A 17,573-nucleotide genomic window follows, 5' to 3' on the forward strand; every position below is an offset into this window, starting at 1 on the left:
TTTCCTCAACGCAACTTGAGCGTGGACAGACCGATCAGCACCAGTACCACGGTGATGATCCAGAAACGTACGATGACCCGCGGCTCGGGCCAGCCCTTCAGTTCGAAATGGTGATGAATGGGCGCCATGCGGAACACCCGGCGGCCGGTCAGCTTGAACGAGGCCACCTGAACGATCACCGACAGGGTCTCGACCACGAAAATGCCGCCCATGATGAACAGCACTATTTCCTGACGGACGATTACCGCGATCACGCCCAGCGCCGCCCCCAGAGCCAGCGCCCCCACATCGCCCATGAAGACCTGGGCCGGATAGGTGTTGAACCACAGGAAACCGAGGCCGGCACCGATCAGCGCGCCGCAGAAGATCAGCAGCTCACCGGAGCCCTGCACATAGGGAATCAGCAGGTACTGGGAGAACTGGAAGTTACCCGACAGGTAGGCAAAGATGCCCAGCGCACCGCCCACCATCACCGTCGGCAGGATCGCCAGGCCATCCAGCCCGTCGGTGAGGTTGACCGCGTTGCTGGAGCCAACGATGACGAAATAGGTCAGCACCACGAAGAAGATGCCCAGCTGGAACTCGAGATTCTTGAAGAACGGCACGATCAGGGTGGTTTCCAGCGGGGTTTCCGCCGCCAGGTACAGCACCACCGCCGCCATCAGGCCGAACACCGATTGCCAGAAATACTTCCAACGCGACGGCAGGCCGCGGGAGTTTTTCTCCACCACCTTGCGGTAGTCATCGACCCAGCCGATGGCGCCGAAGCTGACGGTCACGCCCAGCACCACCCAGACGTACAGGTTGCTCAGGTCGGCCCAGAGCAGCGTGCTGACGGTGATGGCCATCAGGATCAGCGCACCCCCCATGGTGGGTGTGCCCTTTTTCGACAGATGCGATTGCGGCCCGTCATTGCGTACTGCCTGGCCGATCTGGCGCAATTGCAGGGTACGGATCATCCAGGGACCGAGAAACAGCGCCAGTCCCAGGGCAGTGAGCACACCCAGGATGCCGCGCAGGGTCAGGTACTGAAATACACCGAAGCCGGTGTGAAACTGTTGGAGATATTGAGCAAGTATCAGCAGCATGTCGGCTAGCCCTCGTCCGTGATTTGCGAGCCTGCCACCAGAGCGGCGACGACTTCTTCCATACCCGCACTGCGCGAGCCCTTGACCAGTACCCGGGAGTTCGAGTCCAGCCGTGTCTTGAGTGCCGCCACCAGTGCGGCGCGATCGGGGAACACCTGGCCGCCGTTACCGAAGGCCGCAGCTGCCAGCGCCGACGGTCGGCCGGTGGCATACAGGCCATCGAGCCCCTGCTCCCGAGCGTAGGCACCGATGTCGGTATGTGCCTGGTCTTCCAGTTGGCCCAGCTCTCCCATGTCACCCAGCACCAGCAGACGCTGCCCGGTCAGACTGGCCAACAGCTCGATCGCCGCGCGTACCGACGCCGGGTTGGCGTTGTAACTGTCATCAATAACTGTTGCGCCGTTGTAACCGGACAGGCGCTGGCCGCGACCGGCCATTGGCTGGAGCTTACCCAGGCCACGACCGACGGCATCCAGCGGCACGTTCAACGCCAATGCCGCGCCCGCCGCCGCCAGGGCGTTGGCGACGTTGTGCTGCCCCGCCAGCTGCAGCTGGATGTCGACCTGCCCGGCGGGCGCTATCAGGGTGAACTGGGCGCAGCCGGAATCATCGAGGCGAATGTTCTCGGCACGCAGCTCGGCGGTCGGGTTCTGGGTGCTGAACACGTGTTTCTTGCGCTGGCCCAGGGTCTGGTACCAGTTCTCGAACCACGGACTGTCGAGGTTGATCACGCCCTGGCCCTGGCTGTCCAGACCGGCAAATATCTCGCCCTTGGCTTCGGCGATGGCCTGCTCGCTGCCGAACCGGCCGATATGCGCCACACCCGCGTTGGTCAACACACTCACGCTGGGCTTGGCCAGGCGCATGCTGTAGGCGATATCGCCGAGCGCGGCCGCGCCCATCTCCACCACGGCATACTGATGCTCGGGGGCCAGTTCCAGCAGGGTCAGGGGCACACCCAGTTCGTTATTCAGGTTGCCGCGAGTGGCCAGTACCGGACCGCATTCGGCAAGAACGGCTGCCAGCATCTCCTTCACTGTGGTCTTGCCGCTGGAACCGGTAATGGCCACCAGCGGACCAGTGAAGGCCGCACGGTTCAAGGCGCCGAGCTGACCCAGCGCATAGGCACCGTCATGCACCACCAGTTGCGGCAGCGGGTCATCCACGGCCCGCTCGACCAGGGCGGCGGTCGCACCGTTGGCGCGGGCCTGGGCGAGGAAGTCATGGCCATCCACTCGGCTGCCGGGCAGCGCCACGAACAGCGCACCAGGGCGCACCGCACGGGCGTCGATACTGACACTGTCGAAGCTGGCATCGCTGCCATTGAGTGCAGCGTTGAGCGGTTTGAGCAAATCCGACAGGCGCATGGCTTCAAGCATGCTGATCCTCCCGGTACTGCAAGGCGCGTTCGGCCTGTTCGATATCGCTGAAAGGGTGACGCACCCCATGAATCTCCTGATAGGTTTCGTGGCCCTTGCCAGCCAGCAGGATCACATCCCCCGGCTCGGCACGGGCGATAGTCTGGCTGATGGCCTCGGCACGGTTGGCTATGACTGTGACCCGCTGTGGTTGTTCAATACCGGCGCGGATTTCCTCGATGATCGCGACGGATGGCTCGGTACGCGGATTATCATCGGTCACCACCACCTGGTCGGCGCCCTGCTCGGCGATGCGTCCCATCAGCGGACGCTTGCCGCGATCACGGTCACCACCACAGCCGAACACGCAGATCAGCCGCCCGGCCACATGGGCGCGCAAAGCAGCAAGTGCCTTTTCCAGGGCGTCCGGGGTATGGGCATAGTCAATCACTACCAACGGCTGGCCGTTGCCACCCAGGCGTTGCATGCGGCCATCCGGCGGCAGCAGCTCGCCGAGCAGCTCGGCAACCTGGTCCAGGGATATCCGCAGGGCCAGCAAAGCGCCAGCGACCGCCAGCAGATTCGACAGGTTGAATGTGCCGAGCAGCGGGCTGCGCAGGTCGATGCTACCGGCGGGAGTATGCAGTCGCGCTTTGATACCTTCGGCGTCGAAGCGGATATCGCTGCAATGCAGGTCGGCCGCCTCGTCGCTCACGCTGTAGGTAGCAACCGGTACCGGGCAATTGGCCGCCAGTTGTCGGCCGAAGTCGTCATCGAGGTTGATGACAGCAGTCCGCGACTGACCGAACAAGCGGGCCTTGGCCGCACCGTAGCTGGCCATGTCGCCGTGATAATCCAGATGATCGCGACTCAGGTTGGTGAACACACCGACCTCGAACTGCAATGCAGCCACCCGGCCCTGCTGCAATGCATGGGACGACACTTCCATACTGACCCGCTGAGCGCCCTGATCACGCAGCGATGCCAGCTGCTGTTGCACCGCCAGCGCATCGGGAGTGGTCATGCCATGGTCGAGCAAGGCTCCCGGCAGGCCACTGCCGAGGGTGCCGATGACACCGCACGGCTGGCCCAGACGGTTCAACGCCTGGGCCAGCATCTGGCTGACACTGGTCTTGCCATTGGTGCCGGTAATACCGATCAATCCCAGGCTATCCGCCGGTTGACCGTAGAATCGTCCGGCAATGGCGGACAGCTCATTCGCCAGTTGTACAACCGGCAGCGTGGGAATATCGGCGTCGCAGCTAAAGCCATCGCCGGCCTCATAGGCCACCGCGGCGGCACCAGCAGCAATGGCTTGCTGGATATGCTGACGGCCGTCGTGGCGTTGCCCCGGCATGGCCAGGAACAGGAAGCCCGGCGCCACCTTGCGACTATCCAGGGTCAGACCGGCAATCTCTACCGGTGCGCCCTGCCACTGGGGAATGAGGTGCTGGAGCTGCATCATCCGCGCTCCTCCCCGGCATCCACGGTCGGCAACTCGACCTGTTGCATCTCGGCCAGATTGTCCGGAGCGATATTCAGCAGGCGCAGGGCGTTGGACATCAAGCCGCTGAACACCGGTGCCGCGACCAGGCCGCCGTAATAGCCGCCCTTGGTCGGTTCATCGATGACCACGGCAATGGCGATGCGCGGATCGGTACTGGGGGCGAAGCCGGCAAACAGCGAACGGTAGGAGTCTTCCTTGTAGCCCTTGCTGCCGACGCTGGTCTTGCGCGCCGTACCACTCTTGCCGGACACGTGGTAACCAGGCACTTGGGCCCGAAACGTACCGCCCGGCAATTCGATCACCTGCTGCAACATGCCCTGTACAGTCAGGGCCACGTCCTCGGGAATCATCTGCTGGGTGCCCGGCTTCTCGTTGATGCGCAGCAGCGACATTGGCGCCTTGCGTCCATCATTGGCGAGAATCGCGTAGGCCTGGGCCATCTGCATGGTGGTCACCGAGAGGCCATAACCGTAGGACAACGCGGCGGTTTCAGCCTGGCGCCACTCGCGGTAGCTCGGCAGGTTGCCGACCCGCTCGCCGGGGAAGCCCAACCCGGTATATTGGCCGAAACCGACATTCTGCATGGTTTCGCGCAGCGCGGGGCCACCGATATCGAAGGCGATCTTGCTCATGCCAACGTTACTGGACTTGAGCAGAATACCGGTCAGATCGAGTACGCCGCCCGGCGCCCGGGACACGTCACGAATGGTATAGCGCCCGATACGCAGAGTGCCGGGGTAGACATTGACCTGATCGGTGGGTGACCAGCGACCGGATGCCAGCGCGGCGCTCATGGAGATCGGCTTGACCGTGGAACCGGGCTCGAACACATCGATCAGCGCGCGATTACGCATCATGTCCGGCTTGAGGTTGGCGCGGTTGTTGGGGTTGTAGGTGGGATGGTTGACCATCGCCAGCACTTCGCCAGTGCGCACGTCGAGCATGACGATGGAGCCGGCCCGCGCCTCGAATTCCTGCAGCGCTTCGCGCAGTTGACGGTGCGCCAGATACTGCAGGCGCAGGTCGATGGACAGCGCCAGGTCATTGCCCGGGCGGGCATTCTTGACCACCTGCACATCCTTGATCAGCCGGCCGCGCCGGTCCTGCAATACTTGGCGCTTGCCCGGCAGGCCTTCCAGCCAGTGGTCATAAGCCAGCTCGACACCTTCCTGACCCTTCTCATCCACGTTGGTGAAGCCGACCAGATGGGCCGCCACTTCTCCCGCCGGATAAAAGCGTCGATATTCCTCGATGCTGTAGACACCCGGCACCTTGAGCGCCATGACCGCTTCGCCAGCCGCCGGCACCATGCGTCGACGCAGGTAGATGAATTCCTTGTCGGCATTGCTCTGCAGGCGCTGACTGAAGGTGGACAGGTCAGTACCCAGCGCCTCGGCCAGCGCAGGCCACTGTTGCTGCTGGTTGATCAACTGGGACGGATTGGCCCAGATGGTCAAGACCGGCGTGCTCACTGCCAGCGGCTCACCATTGCGGTCGGTAATCTGCCCACGGTGGGCGGGAATGGGTACGTGGCGCACGCTGCGCTTGTCGCCCTGGTTCTTGAGGAAGCCCTCGTCCAATACATGCAGTTCGACAATGCGCCAGGTCACCGCCACGCAGCACAGTCCGAGCAACGCGATGACCAGCCGGAAACGCCAGGGATAGAGACTGCCATTGGGCTTGAGGGCAAATTTCTTCATGGCTGCACCAGAATCACTTCGTTGGGCTCGGGAACCCGCATGCCCAGCTGGCGGGTCGCAATCGTCTCAACCCGGCTGTGCGCCGTCCAAGTGCTCTGCTCGAGGATCAACCGACCCCACTCTGCCTGCGCCTTCTCGCGCTGGGTCATCTCGGCTGCCAGTTCATTAAGCAACTGACGGCTCCAATGTGCGCTGTAGGGTACCGCCAGCGCACTACCCAGAATCAGGATCCAGACCGTAAGCAACCAGCCGCTGCCGGCGGGGAGGCCGGAACGGGTCTGGTTGGTGGCGGACTGGGTCTGTTCGCTCATCTGTGTTTCTCCGCCACGCGCAATACCGCACTGCGGGCGCGTGGGTTGGCGGCGACTTCGTCAGCCGATGGTTTGATGGCTTTGCCGATCAGTTTCAGACTGGTGTGAATATCTGCATCACGCACCGGCAGTCCACGGGGCAGTGGCGCACCTTTGGCTTCGCGGCGCATGAACTGCTTGACCTGACGATCCTCCAGCGAATGGAAGCTGATGACGGCCAGACGGCCGCCCGGCGCCAACACCTCGAGGGCGGCGCGCAGGCCGTCAGCCAGATCTTCCAACTCGCGGTTGATGAAGATGCGGATCCCCTGGAAAGCGCGGGTAGCCGGATGCTTGTGCTTTTCCCAGGCGGGGTTGGCAACCTTGATCACTTCAGCCAGGTCCGCGGTACGGGTGAACGGCTGCTCGGCGCGACGGTTGACGATAGCCCGGGCCATGCGGCGGGAGAAACGCTCCTCGCCATATTCCCAGAGCACAGTGGCAATGTCGGCTTCGTCAGCGCTGTTGATCCAGTCGGCGGCGCTCTGGCCGATATCAGGATTCATGCGCATATCGAGCGGGCCGTCGTTGAGAAAACTGAAGCCACGCAGCGGGTCATCCAGCTGCGGCGAGGACACGCCCAGGTCCAGCAACACGCCATCGATACGGCCATGCAAGCCGCGCTCGCGCAGCTCTTCGGCCATATCGGCAAATGAACGTTGTACAACGACAAAGCGGCCATCTTCGGCCGCCAGCTGTTTCCCGACCCGTATTGCCTCCGGGTCCTTGTCGAAGCCGAGCAGCCGCCCCCCTTCGGCCAGTTGCTGGAGAATGGCGCGGCTGTGCCCGCCGCGGCCGAAAGTGCCATCTATATAGGTGCCTTCCGGTCGAACCGCCAGTCCTTCCAGCGCTTCGTTCAGCAGTACACTGACATGTTTCAATTCGGTCTGCTGATTCATAGGCTCAGTGAATGCAGTTCTGCCGGCAGCTCGCCGACATCCTGCTCTTCTTCCAGATAAGCTGCGGTGGTGGCCTGCCAGACCTCTTCACTCCACAGCTCGAATTTGCTCAATTGACCTACCAGCATGACTTTCTTGTCCAGGCCAGCGTGATCGCGTAACAGCGGCGGCACGACAAAGCGGCCATGGCTGTCCAGTTCTATTTCGTTGGCATTACCGATCAGCAGGCGGTTGAGCCGCTTGACCGCCGGATGCATGTTCGGCGCCTTGCGCAACTGCTGCTCGACGGCTTCCCACTCGTGCATCGGGTAGATCCACAGGCAACGTTCTTCGAGGGCAATGGTCGCGACCAATTGACCGCCACAGGAGTCCAGCAGACGGTCACGATACCGGGCAGGCATCGCGAGTCGCCCCTTGGCGTCCAGATTGATGGCGTTCGCTCCACGAAACACGTTTTGTTATTCCTCTGATGAGACCACTGTTGTGACAACGCCAAACCCAAAAAAATCCACTTTCACCCACTTCACCCCACTTTCGCACACTATAGAAAGGCGGCCAAACAGCGTCAAGTCACCAATTCAGAGAAAAAGCCTTATATGGCGAGGGTTTAGCGGCAATAAGGAAGGAAAACCGTCCGTCGGGCCAGAACTATTCAGAGATAAGAGAAGAAATAACAAAGACATGCTCATGCAACTTAATGTTGAACATGAGGTTTGCGGAGGTGTTTTTCAGAAGAGAAGAAAAATCTTGCTGCGGGAAAAAATAGGAGTTGGCCTGTAAGCCGGGTTCTGTCGAGAACAGTCATTCCTCTGCGACAGCCATCACTGACTGCCTGTAGCAACCTACCCGAACCCAGTGCGGGCCGCACCATAGGGTTCCTATTTGGTCTTGCTCCGAGTGGGGTTTACCATGCCACGAACTGTTGCCAGTCGCGCGGTGCGCTCTTACCGCACCCTTTCACCCTTACCGGCGCTTGCGCGCTTAGGCGGTCTACTCTCTGCTGCACTTTCCGTAGGCTCACGCCTCCCAGGCGTTACCTGGCACTCTGCCCTGTGGAGCCCGGACTTTCCTCCATACCGCCAAAGCGATACAGCGACTGTTCGGCCAACTCCTGGGCGCAAGATTAGCCCGGTTGCTGGCTGACAGCAAGCGCTGATCGCTCAAGAACGGGGATTTTCCCGCGGCCTCGACGCCACCAAACCAAGCCGTTCAGGTCAGGCATTCTTGCCCAGAGCCAACTGATACAGCCGGTTCTTCTTCAGCCCGGTGATCTGCGCCGCCAGTGCCGCCGCCTGTTTCACCGGCAACTCTGCCAGCAGGATATCCAGCACCCGCTCGGCAGCCGGGTCCAGCGCATCGCCGTCGTCCGGCTGCGGCGCACCTTCGACAATCAGCACACATTCCCCCCGCTGCTGGTCTGCATCGGCGCGCACCCACTCCACCAGCTCGGCCAGCGGCGCACCCTTGATGGTTTCGAAGGTCTTGGTCAGCTCCCGCGCCAACACCACCTGACGCTCCGGCCCCAGCAGCTCCAGCAGATCTTCCAGGCATTCAAGCAGCCGATGCGGTGCCTCATAGAGCATCCAGGTGCGCTGCTCCGTCGCCAACCCCTGAATGCGCTGGCGGCGACCATGGGACTTGGCCGGCAGAAAGCCTTCAAAGGCAAAACGGTCCGATGGCAGGCCCGCTGCACTCAACCCGGCGATCAAAGCACAAGCGCCGGGCACCGGGCAGATGCGTACCCCTGCCTCCCGCGCCAGGCGCACCAGATGAAAGCCCGGATCGGAGATCAGCGGCGTGCCAGCATCGGAAATCAGCGCCAGGTCTTCGCCGGCCAGCAGGCGCTCGACCAGCCGCTGGCTCTTGCCCCGCTCATTATGATCATGGCAGGCGGTGGTCGGCGTCTGGATATTGAAATGTTGCAGCAGCCGGCCGCTGTGCCGGGTATCCTCCGCGGCGATCAGGCTGACCGCATTGAGGATATCCAGCGCCCGTGGCGTCATGTCCTGCAGATTGCCGATCGGGGTAGCGACGATATACAAGGTACCGGTAGTGACAGCCATGACGAATCCTGTGACGAGTTTGTCGCACATTGTACAGGACGTGACCAGGTTCCACCCAAGCGCATGGCGGGGAGCACGGGCCTTGGTTACAATGCAGGTCAATTGCTCACGCGCCACAAGGTACCCTGCCTGATGCTCCGCATGAATCGTCTGCCGCTTGCCGGCCTGCTGCTGGCTTCGCTGATTGCCGGCTGCTCCTCGACTCCCCGTCAGTTGTCGGAACTGCCCGCTACCACCGACTCCCCTATCGAGGACATTCTCCGCCAGGCCGAACGCCGCTCCGGTGCCGAAGCACACCTGCTGCGCCTGCATGCGGCCCAGACCGCTCTGAACCGCAATCAATTCGATCAGGTGCGCAGCATTCTCGCAATGATCCCGCAGAGCGACCTGCCACTGGACCAGCAACAGCGCTTCAGTGAACTGCAGGCGCGCAGCGAACTGGCGCTGGACCAACCGGCTGCCGCGCTGCGTGCCCTGCGTCACCCGTCGCTGCAACAGCTCGACAGCCTGACGCCCGAAGCGCAACTGGATATCCAGCTGCTGCGCGCGCAAACCATGGCCGCCGCCGGTGAGCATTTGAGCGCGGCTCAGGAGCGCGTCTTTATTCACAATCTGCTGCCTGCCCACGCCCAGCAGGACAACTTGGCGCAGATCTGGACCAGTCTGAATCAGGCACCGACCGAGCAATTGCGCGAGGCTTCCACTACCGCCAGCGGCGACCTGGCTGGCTGGCTGGAGCTGGCGCTGATCGTACGCGACCATGGCAATCTGGATTTGCAGGTCCATGCCATGCAGCAATGGCAGGACCGGCATGCCAGCCATCCGGCGGCGGTCACACCACCCGAGGCCATCAGCCGGCTGCTCGAACTGCACGCCGAGCGCCCACAACACATCGCTCTGCTACTGCCGTTCGCGGGCGGATTGGCCGCCGCCGCCGATGCTCTGCGTGACGGCTTTCTCTCCGCCCAGTACCACGCTTACAGCGAAGGCCTGACCCAGCCCCGGATCAGCCTGTATGACAGCGGCGCCTACGGCAATCTGCTGCAGTTCTACCAGCAGGCCCAGGCCGATGGCGTGCAATGGGTCGTCGGCCCGCTGGATCGTCAGCAGGTCGGAGCCCTGGCCGCCCTACCCGAACTGCCGCTGCCGACCCTGGCGCTGAATTATGCCGACTCCACCGCCACGCCACCGCCCGGACTGTTCCAGTTCGGCCTGGCCCCGGAAGATGAAGCCCGTTCCGCTGCGTTGCAGGCCTGGCAGGATGGACATCGACAGATGGCAATTCTGGCCAACCGCGATGACTGGAGCCAGCGCTCGGCGCGTGCCTTCGCCGACCACTGGCAAGAACTGGGCGGCCTGCTGGTTGGCCACGAAACCATCGACGAACCGGCACGCATCTCCGGGCAGATCGCCGACCTGCTGCAAGTGCGCGAAAGGCAACAAGCCAATCAGGACGTGCAGGGCGGCCTCGGCGACGTCGGGGTGACACAACCCGCACCACGGCCGGACCTGGACGCCCTGTTCCTGGCCGCCGACCCACTGCAGGCCCGCCAGATCAAGCCGACTCTGGTATTCCAGTATGCCGGCGACCTCCCGGTGTATGCCGCCTCCCGCGCCTATCGGCTATCTCTCAATGGCGAGCCGAACCCCGATATCGACGGCATCATGATTGCCGAAATCCCCTGGCTGCTGACCCGCGCCGACCCGCTCTACCAGCCGGTGGTAGACAACTGGCCGACGGCGGCCGGTCCCATGGGCCGGTTGTATGCCATGGGCGTGGATGCCCAGCGCATTTTCAGTCGCCTGCTGCAGATGCAGGAGCAGCCTGACACCCGCATCGACGGCGCCACCGGCACCCTGTCTCTGGATGGCAATGGCCGGGTTCTACGGGTCCTGCCCTGGGGCGAGATGGTCGATGGCCAGCTGCAACCGATAATGGAATCCCCGTTACTGCTGCAATGACTCAACTGACCGACAAGCAGCGCACCGGCAACCAGGCCGAGCGCGCCAGCGAACGACTGCTGATCAGCGCCGGGCTGCGCCTGCTCGCCCGTAATTACCGCTGCAAACAGGGCGAGCTGGATCTGGTCATGCGCGATGCGGATACAGTAGTATTCGTCGAAGTGCGCTACCGGCGACGAAACCAGTGGGGCGATGCGGTAGAGACCGTGGACTGGCGCAAGCAGAAACGCCTGATTGCTGCCGCCCATCACTACCTGCTGACCCATCCCCACCTGGTCAACCAGTCCTGTCGCTTCGACGTTGTCGCGGCTACCGGCGATCCCGCGGACCCGGCCTCATACCGATGGATCCGAGAAGCCTTCACCTGCTAGCGAGTTCTTCTTATGGACATGCAACACCGTATCAGACAGCTGTTCACCGACAGCATTGAAACCAAGACCCGTGCCATGGATGTACTGGGGCCAAGCATCGAGCAAGCCAGCCAGCTGATGGTCAGCTGCCTGCTGAGTGAGCGCAAGATCCTTACCTGTGGTAACGGCGGCTCCGCCGGCGATGCCCAGCACTTTTCTTCCGAACTGCTCAATCGCTTCGAGCGCGAGCGTCCCAGCCTGCCGGCCATCGCCCTGACCACCGACAGCTCGACCATTACCTCGATCGCCAACGATTACAGCTACGACGAAGTCTTTTCCAAGCAGATTCGCGCCTTGGGACAGCCCGGCGACGTGCTGCTGGCGATCTCCACCAGCGGCAATTCCGGCAACGTCCTGCAGGCCATCCAGGCAGCCCATGACCGCGACATGCTGGTAGTGGCACTGACCGGGCGTGATGGCGGCGGCATGGCATCGCTGCTGCTGCCCGAAGATGTGGAAATCCGCGTACCAGCCCGCTCCACCGCGCGTATCCAGGAAGTCCACCTATTGGCGATCCACTGCCTGTGTGATCTGATCGATCGGCAACTGTTCGGGAGCGAAGAATGATCCGCCTGACCGCCGTGATCCTGGCGGTGACCCTGACTGGTTGCAGTGGCGTGCTGACTGCGACCCGGGAGAACCCCATCAATCACAATTACGGCACCCGCACTTTGGGTAGCAGTATCGATGACCAGTTGATCGAAACCAAAGCCCGCGTCAATGTCGCCAAGGCTCACCCCGACCTGGAAAGCCAGGCCCGCTTCGATGTGGTGAGCTACAACGGCGTGGCCCTGCTCACCGGCCAGGTTCCGCGGGCCGAGCTGCGTGAAGTGGCAGGCAATGCAGTGAAACAGGTGCAACGAGTCAAGGTGGTGCATAACGAGCTGACAGTGGGGCCCAAACTGTCATTGCTGGCGCGCAACAATGACGCCCTGATCACCTCCAGCAGCAAGACCCGCATGCTGGCCGACAGCAACATACCCGGGCGCCGCGTCAAGGTCGTCACCGAGGCCGGTGCGGTCTATCTGATGGGCCTGGTCACCCATGCGGAGGCCAATGCCGCCGTGGCTGCGGTGCAGCAGGTCGGCGGCGTGCAGCGCATAGTCAAGCTGTTCGAATATATCGACTGAATGAAAAACGGCGATGCCTTTTGGGGCATCGCCGCTGTATTTATCAGTTACTGCTTACTTGACCACCTTCAATGACGGCCGGCCAGCTGGCTTCGGCGAGTCTTCCGGCGGAGTATCGCCATCCGGCGGCGGCGTTTCGGTCTCGATCTCGAAGACCATGCCCTGGCCGTTCTCCCTGGCGTAAATTGCCATGACCGCGCCCATAGGGATCCAGACTTGCTGGGCCACCCCACCGAAACGCCCATCGAAACAGACCCGCTCGTTATCCATGTCCAGATGCCGGATAGCACTGGGCGACAGATTGAGCACAATCTGCCCCCCTTCCACGAAGCCTTCTGGCACCACGGTGCCCGGATAATCAGCGTTGACCAGCACGTAGGGAGTGCTGTCGTTATCCAGAATCCACTCGTACAGTGCCCGGACCAGATAGGGACGGCTTGAGCTCATGCGCACCATGCTCACTCCTGTGCTGTAAAGATGAATGGCGGGTTACTGCATATCCCGTTCAGCGGCAGACAGGCTGCCGATAAAACCTTCACGCTGGAAGATACGTTCCATGTAGTCCTGCAGCGGTTTGGCCTGGCGCGGCAGTTCAATCCCCAGCATGGGCAGACGCCATAGGATCGGCGCCAGACAGCAATCGACCAGACTGAATTCGTCACTCATGAAGAAGGGCATCTCGGCAAATACCGGCGCCACGCCTGTGAGACTTTCCCGCAGCTCCTTGCGCGCCTTGGTGACAGCTGCGGCAGGGCTTTTCGGGTTGCTGAGGACATCCACCAGCACGCTCCAGTCCCGCTGGATACGGTACATCAGCAGACGGCTGTTGGCTCGCGCCACCGGGTATACCGGCAACAGCGGCGGATGGGGGAAGCGCTCATCAAGATATTCCATCATGATGTTCGGCTCGTACAACACAAGATCCCGATCAAGCAGCGTAGGCACCGTATTATAGGGGTTGGCCTCCGCCAGCTCCTGCGGATGGTTGTCCGGCTCGACATTGACGATGTCGACGGTCACCCCTTTTTCTGCCAGCACAATGCGCACCCGATGACAATACTGGTCGGTCGGATCGGAAAAGAAAGCCATCGAAGAACGCTTGTTGGCGGTAACACTCATATATCAACCCTCATCCTGTGGCGATTACGGTAAAGCGCCCGCGGATGGTCAGCATAGCGAAACGCTGGCCAGGCCTTTATCGAAAGCGAGCATTATACCCCAGAAACAACAACGCGCCCCAAAGGGGGCGCGTGTTTTGCTTCGGACAGACCGGAATCAGTGCACATCTCTCCAGAATTCGCGCTTCAGCAAATAGGCGAAGACGAACAGGATGGCCAGATACAGCAGCACGTATACACCGATGCGATGACGGGTTTCCTTGATCGGGTCAGCTGAATAGCTGAGGAAGGCGACCAGATTGCGCACCGTGGTATCGAACTCTTCCTCGGTTTGCGTACCGGTATCTTCAACCACGGTCAGAACATCACACTGCTCTTCCAGCATCGGCTCACCAGTCAGGGTGTCACGCACGATGCTGTTGCCATCCTTGACCGGCATCGGCTTGCAGCCCTTGACCTGGCGACCCTGCAGTTCAGCCAGAACGTTCGGCATCCCCACGTTGGCGAAGACAGTATTGTTCCAACCCAGCGGACGGGACGGATCCTCATAGAAGCCGCGCATATAGGAGTACAACCAATCCTCGCCACGCACACGGGCAACCATGGTCAGATCCGGCGGCGCAGCACCGAACCACACCTTGGAATCTTCCGGACGCATGCCGATTGTCATGTGCTCGCCATACAGAGTGCCTTCGCTGAACACCAGGTTTTCCATCATCAACTCTTCAGGAATACCCAGATCGGTCGCAACACGCTCGTAACGCTGGTACTGGGTCGAGTGGCAACCCATGCAGTAGTTGACGAAAGTGCGGGCACCGTCTTGCAGGGACGCCTTGTCCGACAGGTCGATATTGGCTTTATCCAGCGGCACGCTGGGGCCGGCAGCCAAAGCAAAGCCCGGCAGCAACGCAAACATCAAAGCAATCAATTGTTTTTTCATCAGCCAGTAACCCTCTCCGGAACCGGTTTGGTCTTCTCCATACGGGTGTAGAACGGCATAAGGATGAAGAAGGCAAAATACAGAACGGTGCACACCTGCGACAGCAAGGTACGACCCGGTGTTGCGGGAATGGCACCCAGCACACCCAGGATCACGAAGCTGACACAGAAAATCACCAGCCACAGCTTGCTCATCCAGCCCTTGTAGCGGATCGATTTGACCGGGCTGCGATCAAGCCAGGGCAATACGAACAGCACGGCAATCGCGCCGCCCATCGCCAACACACCCGGGAATGCGGAACCAGCAATAGCAGGCACGGCGCGCAGGATGGCGTAGAAGGGAGTGAAGTACCAGACCGGTGCAATGTGGTCAGGCGTCTTCAGCGGGTTGGAGATTTCAAAGTTCGGCTTCTCCAGGAAATAACCACCCATTTCCGGGAAGAAGAACACCACGGTGCAGAACACGAACAGGAAGACCACCACGCCGACGATGTCCTTGACGGTGTAGTAAGGGTGGAACGGGATACCATCCAGCGGGATACCGTTTTCATCCTTCAGCTTCTTGATTTCGATACCATCGGGGTTGTTGGAGCCGACTTCATGCAACGCGATGATATGCAGGACCACCAGGCCCAGCAGCACGATCGGCACAGCGATCACATGCAGCGCGAAGAAGCGGTTCAGGGTAATCCCGGAAATCAGGTAGTCACCGCGCACCCATTGAGCCAGATCCGGACCAATGAAGGGGATCGCACCGAACAACGAGATGATCACCTGGGCACCCCAGTAGGACATCTGCCCCCAGGGCAGCAGGTAACCCATGAAGGCTTCGGCCATCAGCGCCAGATAGATCAGCATACCGAAGGTCCAGACCAGCTCACGGGGCTTGCGGTAGGAGCCATACATGATGCCGCGCAGCATGTGCAGATAGACCACCACAAAGAACGCGGAAGCGCCGGTGGAGTGCAGATAGCGCAGCAGCCAACCGTACTCCACATCACGCATGATGTATTCGACCGAGGCGAAGGCGCCTGCGCCGGAGGGCTCGTAGCTCATCGTCAGCCAGATACCGGTGATGATCTGGTTGACCAGCACCAGCAGCGCAAGCGAGCCGAAGAAGTAGAAGAAGTTGAAGTTCTTCGGTGCGTAATACTTGCTCAGGTGGTCTTCCCAGACCTGAGTGACGGGCAAACGTTCGTTGACCCAGTTAAGCAGCTTGCTCATCAGGCTGTCTCCTCATCCACACCGATGATGATGACGTCATCGGACTCATAGGTATGCGGTGGCACGGGGAGGTTCAGCGGGGCAGGCATACCCTTGAACACACGACCGGACATATCGTAGAACGAGCCATGGCAGGGACAGAAGTAGCCACCCTTCCAGTCAGCTCCCATGTCAGCGGCGCCAACTTCCGGCTTGAACAACGGCGAGCAGCCCAGGTGTGTGCAGATACCCAGCACAACCAGCAGCTCGGGCTTGATGGCACGGGTCTTGCCGTCTACATACTCCGGCTGATCGGACGACTCGGAATTGGGGTCGGCTACGACGCTGTCCATTTCATCCAGCAACGCCAGGGCTTCCGGTGTTCTGCGCGAGATGAAGATCGGCTGGCCGCGCCACTCGGCAACAATCTGTTGGCCCGGCTCGATCTTACTCACATTCACCTTAACCGGCGCACCTGCCGCCTTGGCTCTTGCGCTTGGGAACCATGACCCCACAAAGGGCACAGCAACCCCCACTACACCAGCAGCACCCACCACACTCGTGGCTGCTACCAGGAAGCGACGCCGGCCGTTATTTACGCCGTCATTACTCATCCAGTCGTCTCCCATCAGCTAATTCAGCCCTTTGAAACAAGGGCTTTTCAAGTTTTTAACTGCCTGCACAAAATGAAACAGATGGTAATGAAAAAGCCCCATCATGACAAGGCGATCTCCATTAACCAAGCATCTGCGAAGTTTACCCCAAGCGAGGCGCGACGGGCGTTCCGGATGCGCCCCTGAATACGTGACACCTTGTCGCAGATACAGAAACGCCCGGGTTCCTGTGAAGGAAACCGGGCGTTTTCGAGGCCGCAGCCTGAAGACTTAGCGCTTGGAGTATTGCGGACGCTTACGCGCTTTACGCAGACCCACTTTCTTACGCTCGACTTCACGTGCATCACGGGTTACGAAGCCGGCTTTGCGCAGCTCGCTACGCAGAGTCTCGTCGTAATCCATCAGCGCACGGGTGATACCGTGACGGATAGCACCAGCCTGACCGGAAATACCACCACCTTGAACGGTGACGTAGACGTCAAACTTCTCGGTGCTGTCGGTCAGCTCGAGCGGCTGACGAACCACCATGCGGGCAGTTTCGCGACCGAAGAAGGTCTCGATGCTGCGGTTGTTGATGGAGATGTTGCCAGTACCCGGACGCAGGAAGACCCGAGCGGTAGCGGTTTTACGGCGGCCAGTGCCGTAGTTCTGTGTAACCGACATAGTGAGCTCCTGTTAGATCTTCAGTTCTTGGGGTTGCTGAGCAGTATGCGGGTGAGCAGCACCGGCATACACTTTCATCTTGCGATACATCGCACGACCCAGAGGATTCTTGGGCAGCATGCCCTTGACTGCGATCTCGATGATACGCTCAGGAGCGCGCAGGTTGAGCTTCTCGAAATTGATCGACTTGATACCGCCCGGGAAACCGGAGTGGCTGTAGTAGATCTTGTCCTGAGCCTTGTTGCCGGTCACGTGGATTTTTTCGGCATTGACGATCACGATGTAATCACCAGTGTCCACGTGCGGGGTGTACTCAGGCTTGTGCTTGCCGCGCAGGCGGGAAGCAACTTCGGTAGCCAGACGACCAAGGGTCAGACCAGTGGCATCTACTACGTACCAGTCGCGTTTTACTGTTTCCGGTTTGGCGCTGAAGGTTTTCATTAAATCCTAGCCTCAGAGGCCGCTCTTATATTGAAGAGGGCGAATCTTACAGAATGATATGTGTTTTTACAAGCCAACAAAGCCTAGACAGACACTCAGTGGGGGCTCTGTGGGTCTGGGTGGCATCT

Annotated in this window: 19 protein-coding genes and 1 other RNA gene; 4 read left to right on the plus strand and 16 right to left on the minus strand. The window is 60.9% G+C overall.

Annotated features, from left to right (window positions below; translation table 11 throughout):
• Positions 1 to 5 precede the first annotated feature (5 nt).
• The 9 genes from mraY to rsmI all read right to left on the minus strand — a co-directional run bounded on the left by mraY (position 6) and on the right by rsmI (position 8,965).
• Positions 6 to 1,088, minus strand: a complete 1,083-nt coding sequence (gene mraY, locus DHB74_RS03550) for a phospho-N-acetylmuramoyl-pentapeptide-transferase (protein ID WP_280164661.1) — start codon at positions 1,086 to 1,088, stop codon at positions 6 to 8.
• 5 nt (positions 1,089 to 1,093) lie between these two features.
• Entirely contained in the window at positions 1,094 to 2,467 is a 1,374-nt protein-coding gene (locus tag DHB74_RS03555) for a UDP-N-acetylmuramoyl-tripeptide--D-alanyl-D-alanine ligase (RefSeq protein ID WP_280164662.1), read from the minus strand.
• On the minus strand, positions 2,460 to 3,908 hold the full coding sequence (locus DHB74_RS03560; protein WP_280165689.1) for a UDP-N-acetylmuramoyl-L-alanyl-D-glutamate--2,6-diaminopimelate ligase: 1,449 nt from the start codon (positions 3,906 to 3,908) through the stop codon (positions 2,460 to 2,462). Before DHB74_RS03560 ends, DHB74_RS03555 begins: the two co-directional genes overlap by 8 nt.
• Entirely contained in the window at positions 3,908 to 5,653 is a 1,746-nt protein-coding gene (locus DHB74_RS03565) for a peptidoglycan D,D-transpeptidase FtsI family protein (RefSeq protein WP_280164663.1), read from the minus strand. The genes DHB74_RS03560 and DHB74_RS03565 overlap by 1 nt, the downstream gene beginning before the upstream one ends.
• Positions 5,650 to 5,964, minus strand: coding sequence for a cell division protein FtsL (gene ftsL, locus DHB74_RS03570; protein ID WP_036989440.1), 315 nt, complete (start codon positions 5,962 to 5,964; stop codon positions 5,650 to 5,652). The genes DHB74_RS03565 and ftsL overlap by 4 nt, the downstream gene beginning before the upstream one ends.
• The gene (rsmH, locus tag DHB74_RS03575) at positions 5,961 to 6,902 is read right to left on the minus strand and encodes a 16S rRNA (cytosine(1402)-N(4))-methyltransferase RsmH (RefSeq protein WP_280164664.1); all 942 of its coding nucleotides are present in this window, start codon (positions 6,900 to 6,902) and stop codon (positions 5,961 to 5,963) included. Before rsmH ends, ftsL begins: the two co-directional genes overlap by 4 nt.
• A complete protein-coding gene (gene mraZ, locus DHB74_RS03580) occupies positions 6,899 to 7,354 on the minus strand; it encodes a division/cell wall cluster transcriptional repressor MraZ (RefSeq protein WP_036989437.1) in 456 nt (151 codons plus the stop codon). Before mraZ ends, rsmH begins: the two co-directional genes overlap by 4 nt.
• A gap of 309 nt (positions 7,355 to 7,663) precedes the next feature.
• Positions 7,664 to 8,014: RNase P RNA component class A (rnpB, locus tag DHB74_RS03585), an RNA gene on the minus strand.
• 102 nt (positions 8,015 to 8,116) lie between these two features.
• Entirely contained in the window at positions 8,117 to 8,965 is an 849-nt protein-coding gene (gene rsmI, locus DHB74_RS03590; protein ID WP_499160817.1) for a 16S rRNA (cytidine(1402)-2'-O)-methyltransferase, read from the minus strand.
• A 141-nt stretch (positions 8,966 to 9,106) separates the two neighbouring features.
• On the opposite strand from rsmI, the gene DHB74_RS03595 reads away from it, so the two are divergent.
• Genes DHB74_RS03595 through DHB74_RS03610 form a run of 4 tightly spaced genes read left to right on the plus strand, consistent with a single transcriptional unit; the run spans position 9,107 to position 12,467 of the window.
• Positions 9,107 to 10,927 (plus strand): penicillin-binding protein activator, encoded by a 1,821-nt coding sequence (locus DHB74_RS03595; protein ID WP_499160818.1) that lies wholly within the window; start codon positions 9,107 to 9,109, stop codon positions 10,925 to 10,927.
• A 5-nt stretch (positions 10,928 to 10,932) separates the two neighbouring features.
• Positions 10,933 to 11,298, plus strand: a complete 366-nt coding sequence (locus DHB74_RS03600) for a YraN family protein (protein WP_051610941.1) — start codon at positions 10,933 to 10,935, stop codon at positions 11,296 to 11,298.
• 12 nt (positions 11,299 to 11,310) lie between these two features.
• Complete coding sequence (locus DHB74_RS03605; protein ID WP_036989435.1) at positions 11,311 to 11,904, plus strand: phosphoheptose isomerase; 594 nt, start codon at positions 11,311 to 11,313, stop codon at positions 11,902 to 11,904.
• Positions 11,901 to 12,467, plus strand: a complete 567-nt coding sequence (locus DHB74_RS03610; protein ID WP_036989434.1) for a BON domain-containing protein — start codon at positions 11,901 to 11,903, stop codon at positions 12,465 to 12,467. Before DHB74_RS03605 ends, DHB74_RS03610 begins: the two co-directional genes overlap by 4 nt.
• A gap of 54 nt (positions 12,468 to 12,521) precedes the next feature.
• On the opposite strand, the gene DHB74_RS03615 is transcribed toward DHB74_RS03610, so the two are convergent.
• The 7 genes from DHB74_RS03615 to rplM all read right to left on the minus strand — a co-directional run bounded on the left by DHB74_RS03615 (position 12,522) and on the right by rplM (position 17,445).
• Positions 12,522 to 12,914, minus strand: coding sequence for a ClpXP protease specificity-enhancing factor (locus DHB74_RS03615; RefSeq protein WP_036990234.1), 393 nt, complete (start codon positions 12,912 to 12,914; stop codon positions 12,522 to 12,524).
• Between the two features lie 42 nt (positions 12,915 to 12,956).
• Entirely contained in the window at positions 12,957 to 13,586 is a 630-nt protein-coding gene (locus tag DHB74_RS03620; protein ID WP_036989432.1) for a glutathione S-transferase N-terminal domain-containing protein, read from the minus strand.
• Positions 13,587 to 13,742: 156 nt separating this feature from the next.
• Positions 13,743 to 14,525 carry a cytochrome c1 gene (locus tag DHB74_RS03625; RefSeq protein ID WP_036989431.1) on the minus strand — a complete coding sequence of 261 codons (783 nt, stop codon included), beginning with the start codon at positions 14,523 to 14,525 and terminating at the stop codon, positions 13,743 to 13,745.
• A complete protein-coding gene (locus DHB74_RS03630; protein WP_036989427.1) occupies positions 14,525 to 15,748 on the minus strand; it encodes a cytochrome b in 1,224 nt (407 codons plus the stop codon). Before DHB74_RS03630 ends, DHB74_RS03625 begins: the two co-directional genes overlap by 1 nt.
• The gene (gene petA, locus DHB74_RS03635; RefSeq protein WP_036990232.1) at positions 15,748 to 16,341 is read right to left on the minus strand and encodes a ubiquinol-cytochrome c reductase iron-sulfur subunit; all 594 of its coding nucleotides are present in this window, start codon (positions 16,339 to 16,341) and stop codon (positions 15,748 to 15,750) included. Before petA ends, DHB74_RS03630 begins: the two co-directional genes overlap by 1 nt.
• A gap of 270 nt (positions 16,342 to 16,611) precedes the next feature.
• Entirely contained in the window at positions 16,612 to 17,004 is a 393-nt protein-coding gene (gene rpsI, locus DHB74_RS03640) for a 30S ribosomal protein S9 (RefSeq protein WP_036989423.1), read from the minus strand.
• A gap of 12 nt (positions 17,005 to 17,016) precedes the next feature.
• Positions 17,017 to 17,445, minus strand: a complete 429-nt coding sequence (gene rplM / locus DHB74_RS03645; RefSeq protein WP_036989420.1) for a 50S ribosomal protein L13 — start codon at positions 17,443 to 17,445, stop codon at positions 17,017 to 17,019.
• Between the last annotated feature and the right edge of the window lie 128 nt (positions 17,446 to 17,573).

The organism is Pseudomonas sp. G11-1 (assembly GCF_024031555.1).
GTDB classification, from domain to species: Bacteria; Pseudomonadota; Gammaproteobacteria; order Pseudomonadales; family Pseudomonadaceae; genus Halopseudomonas; species Halopseudomonas bauzanensis.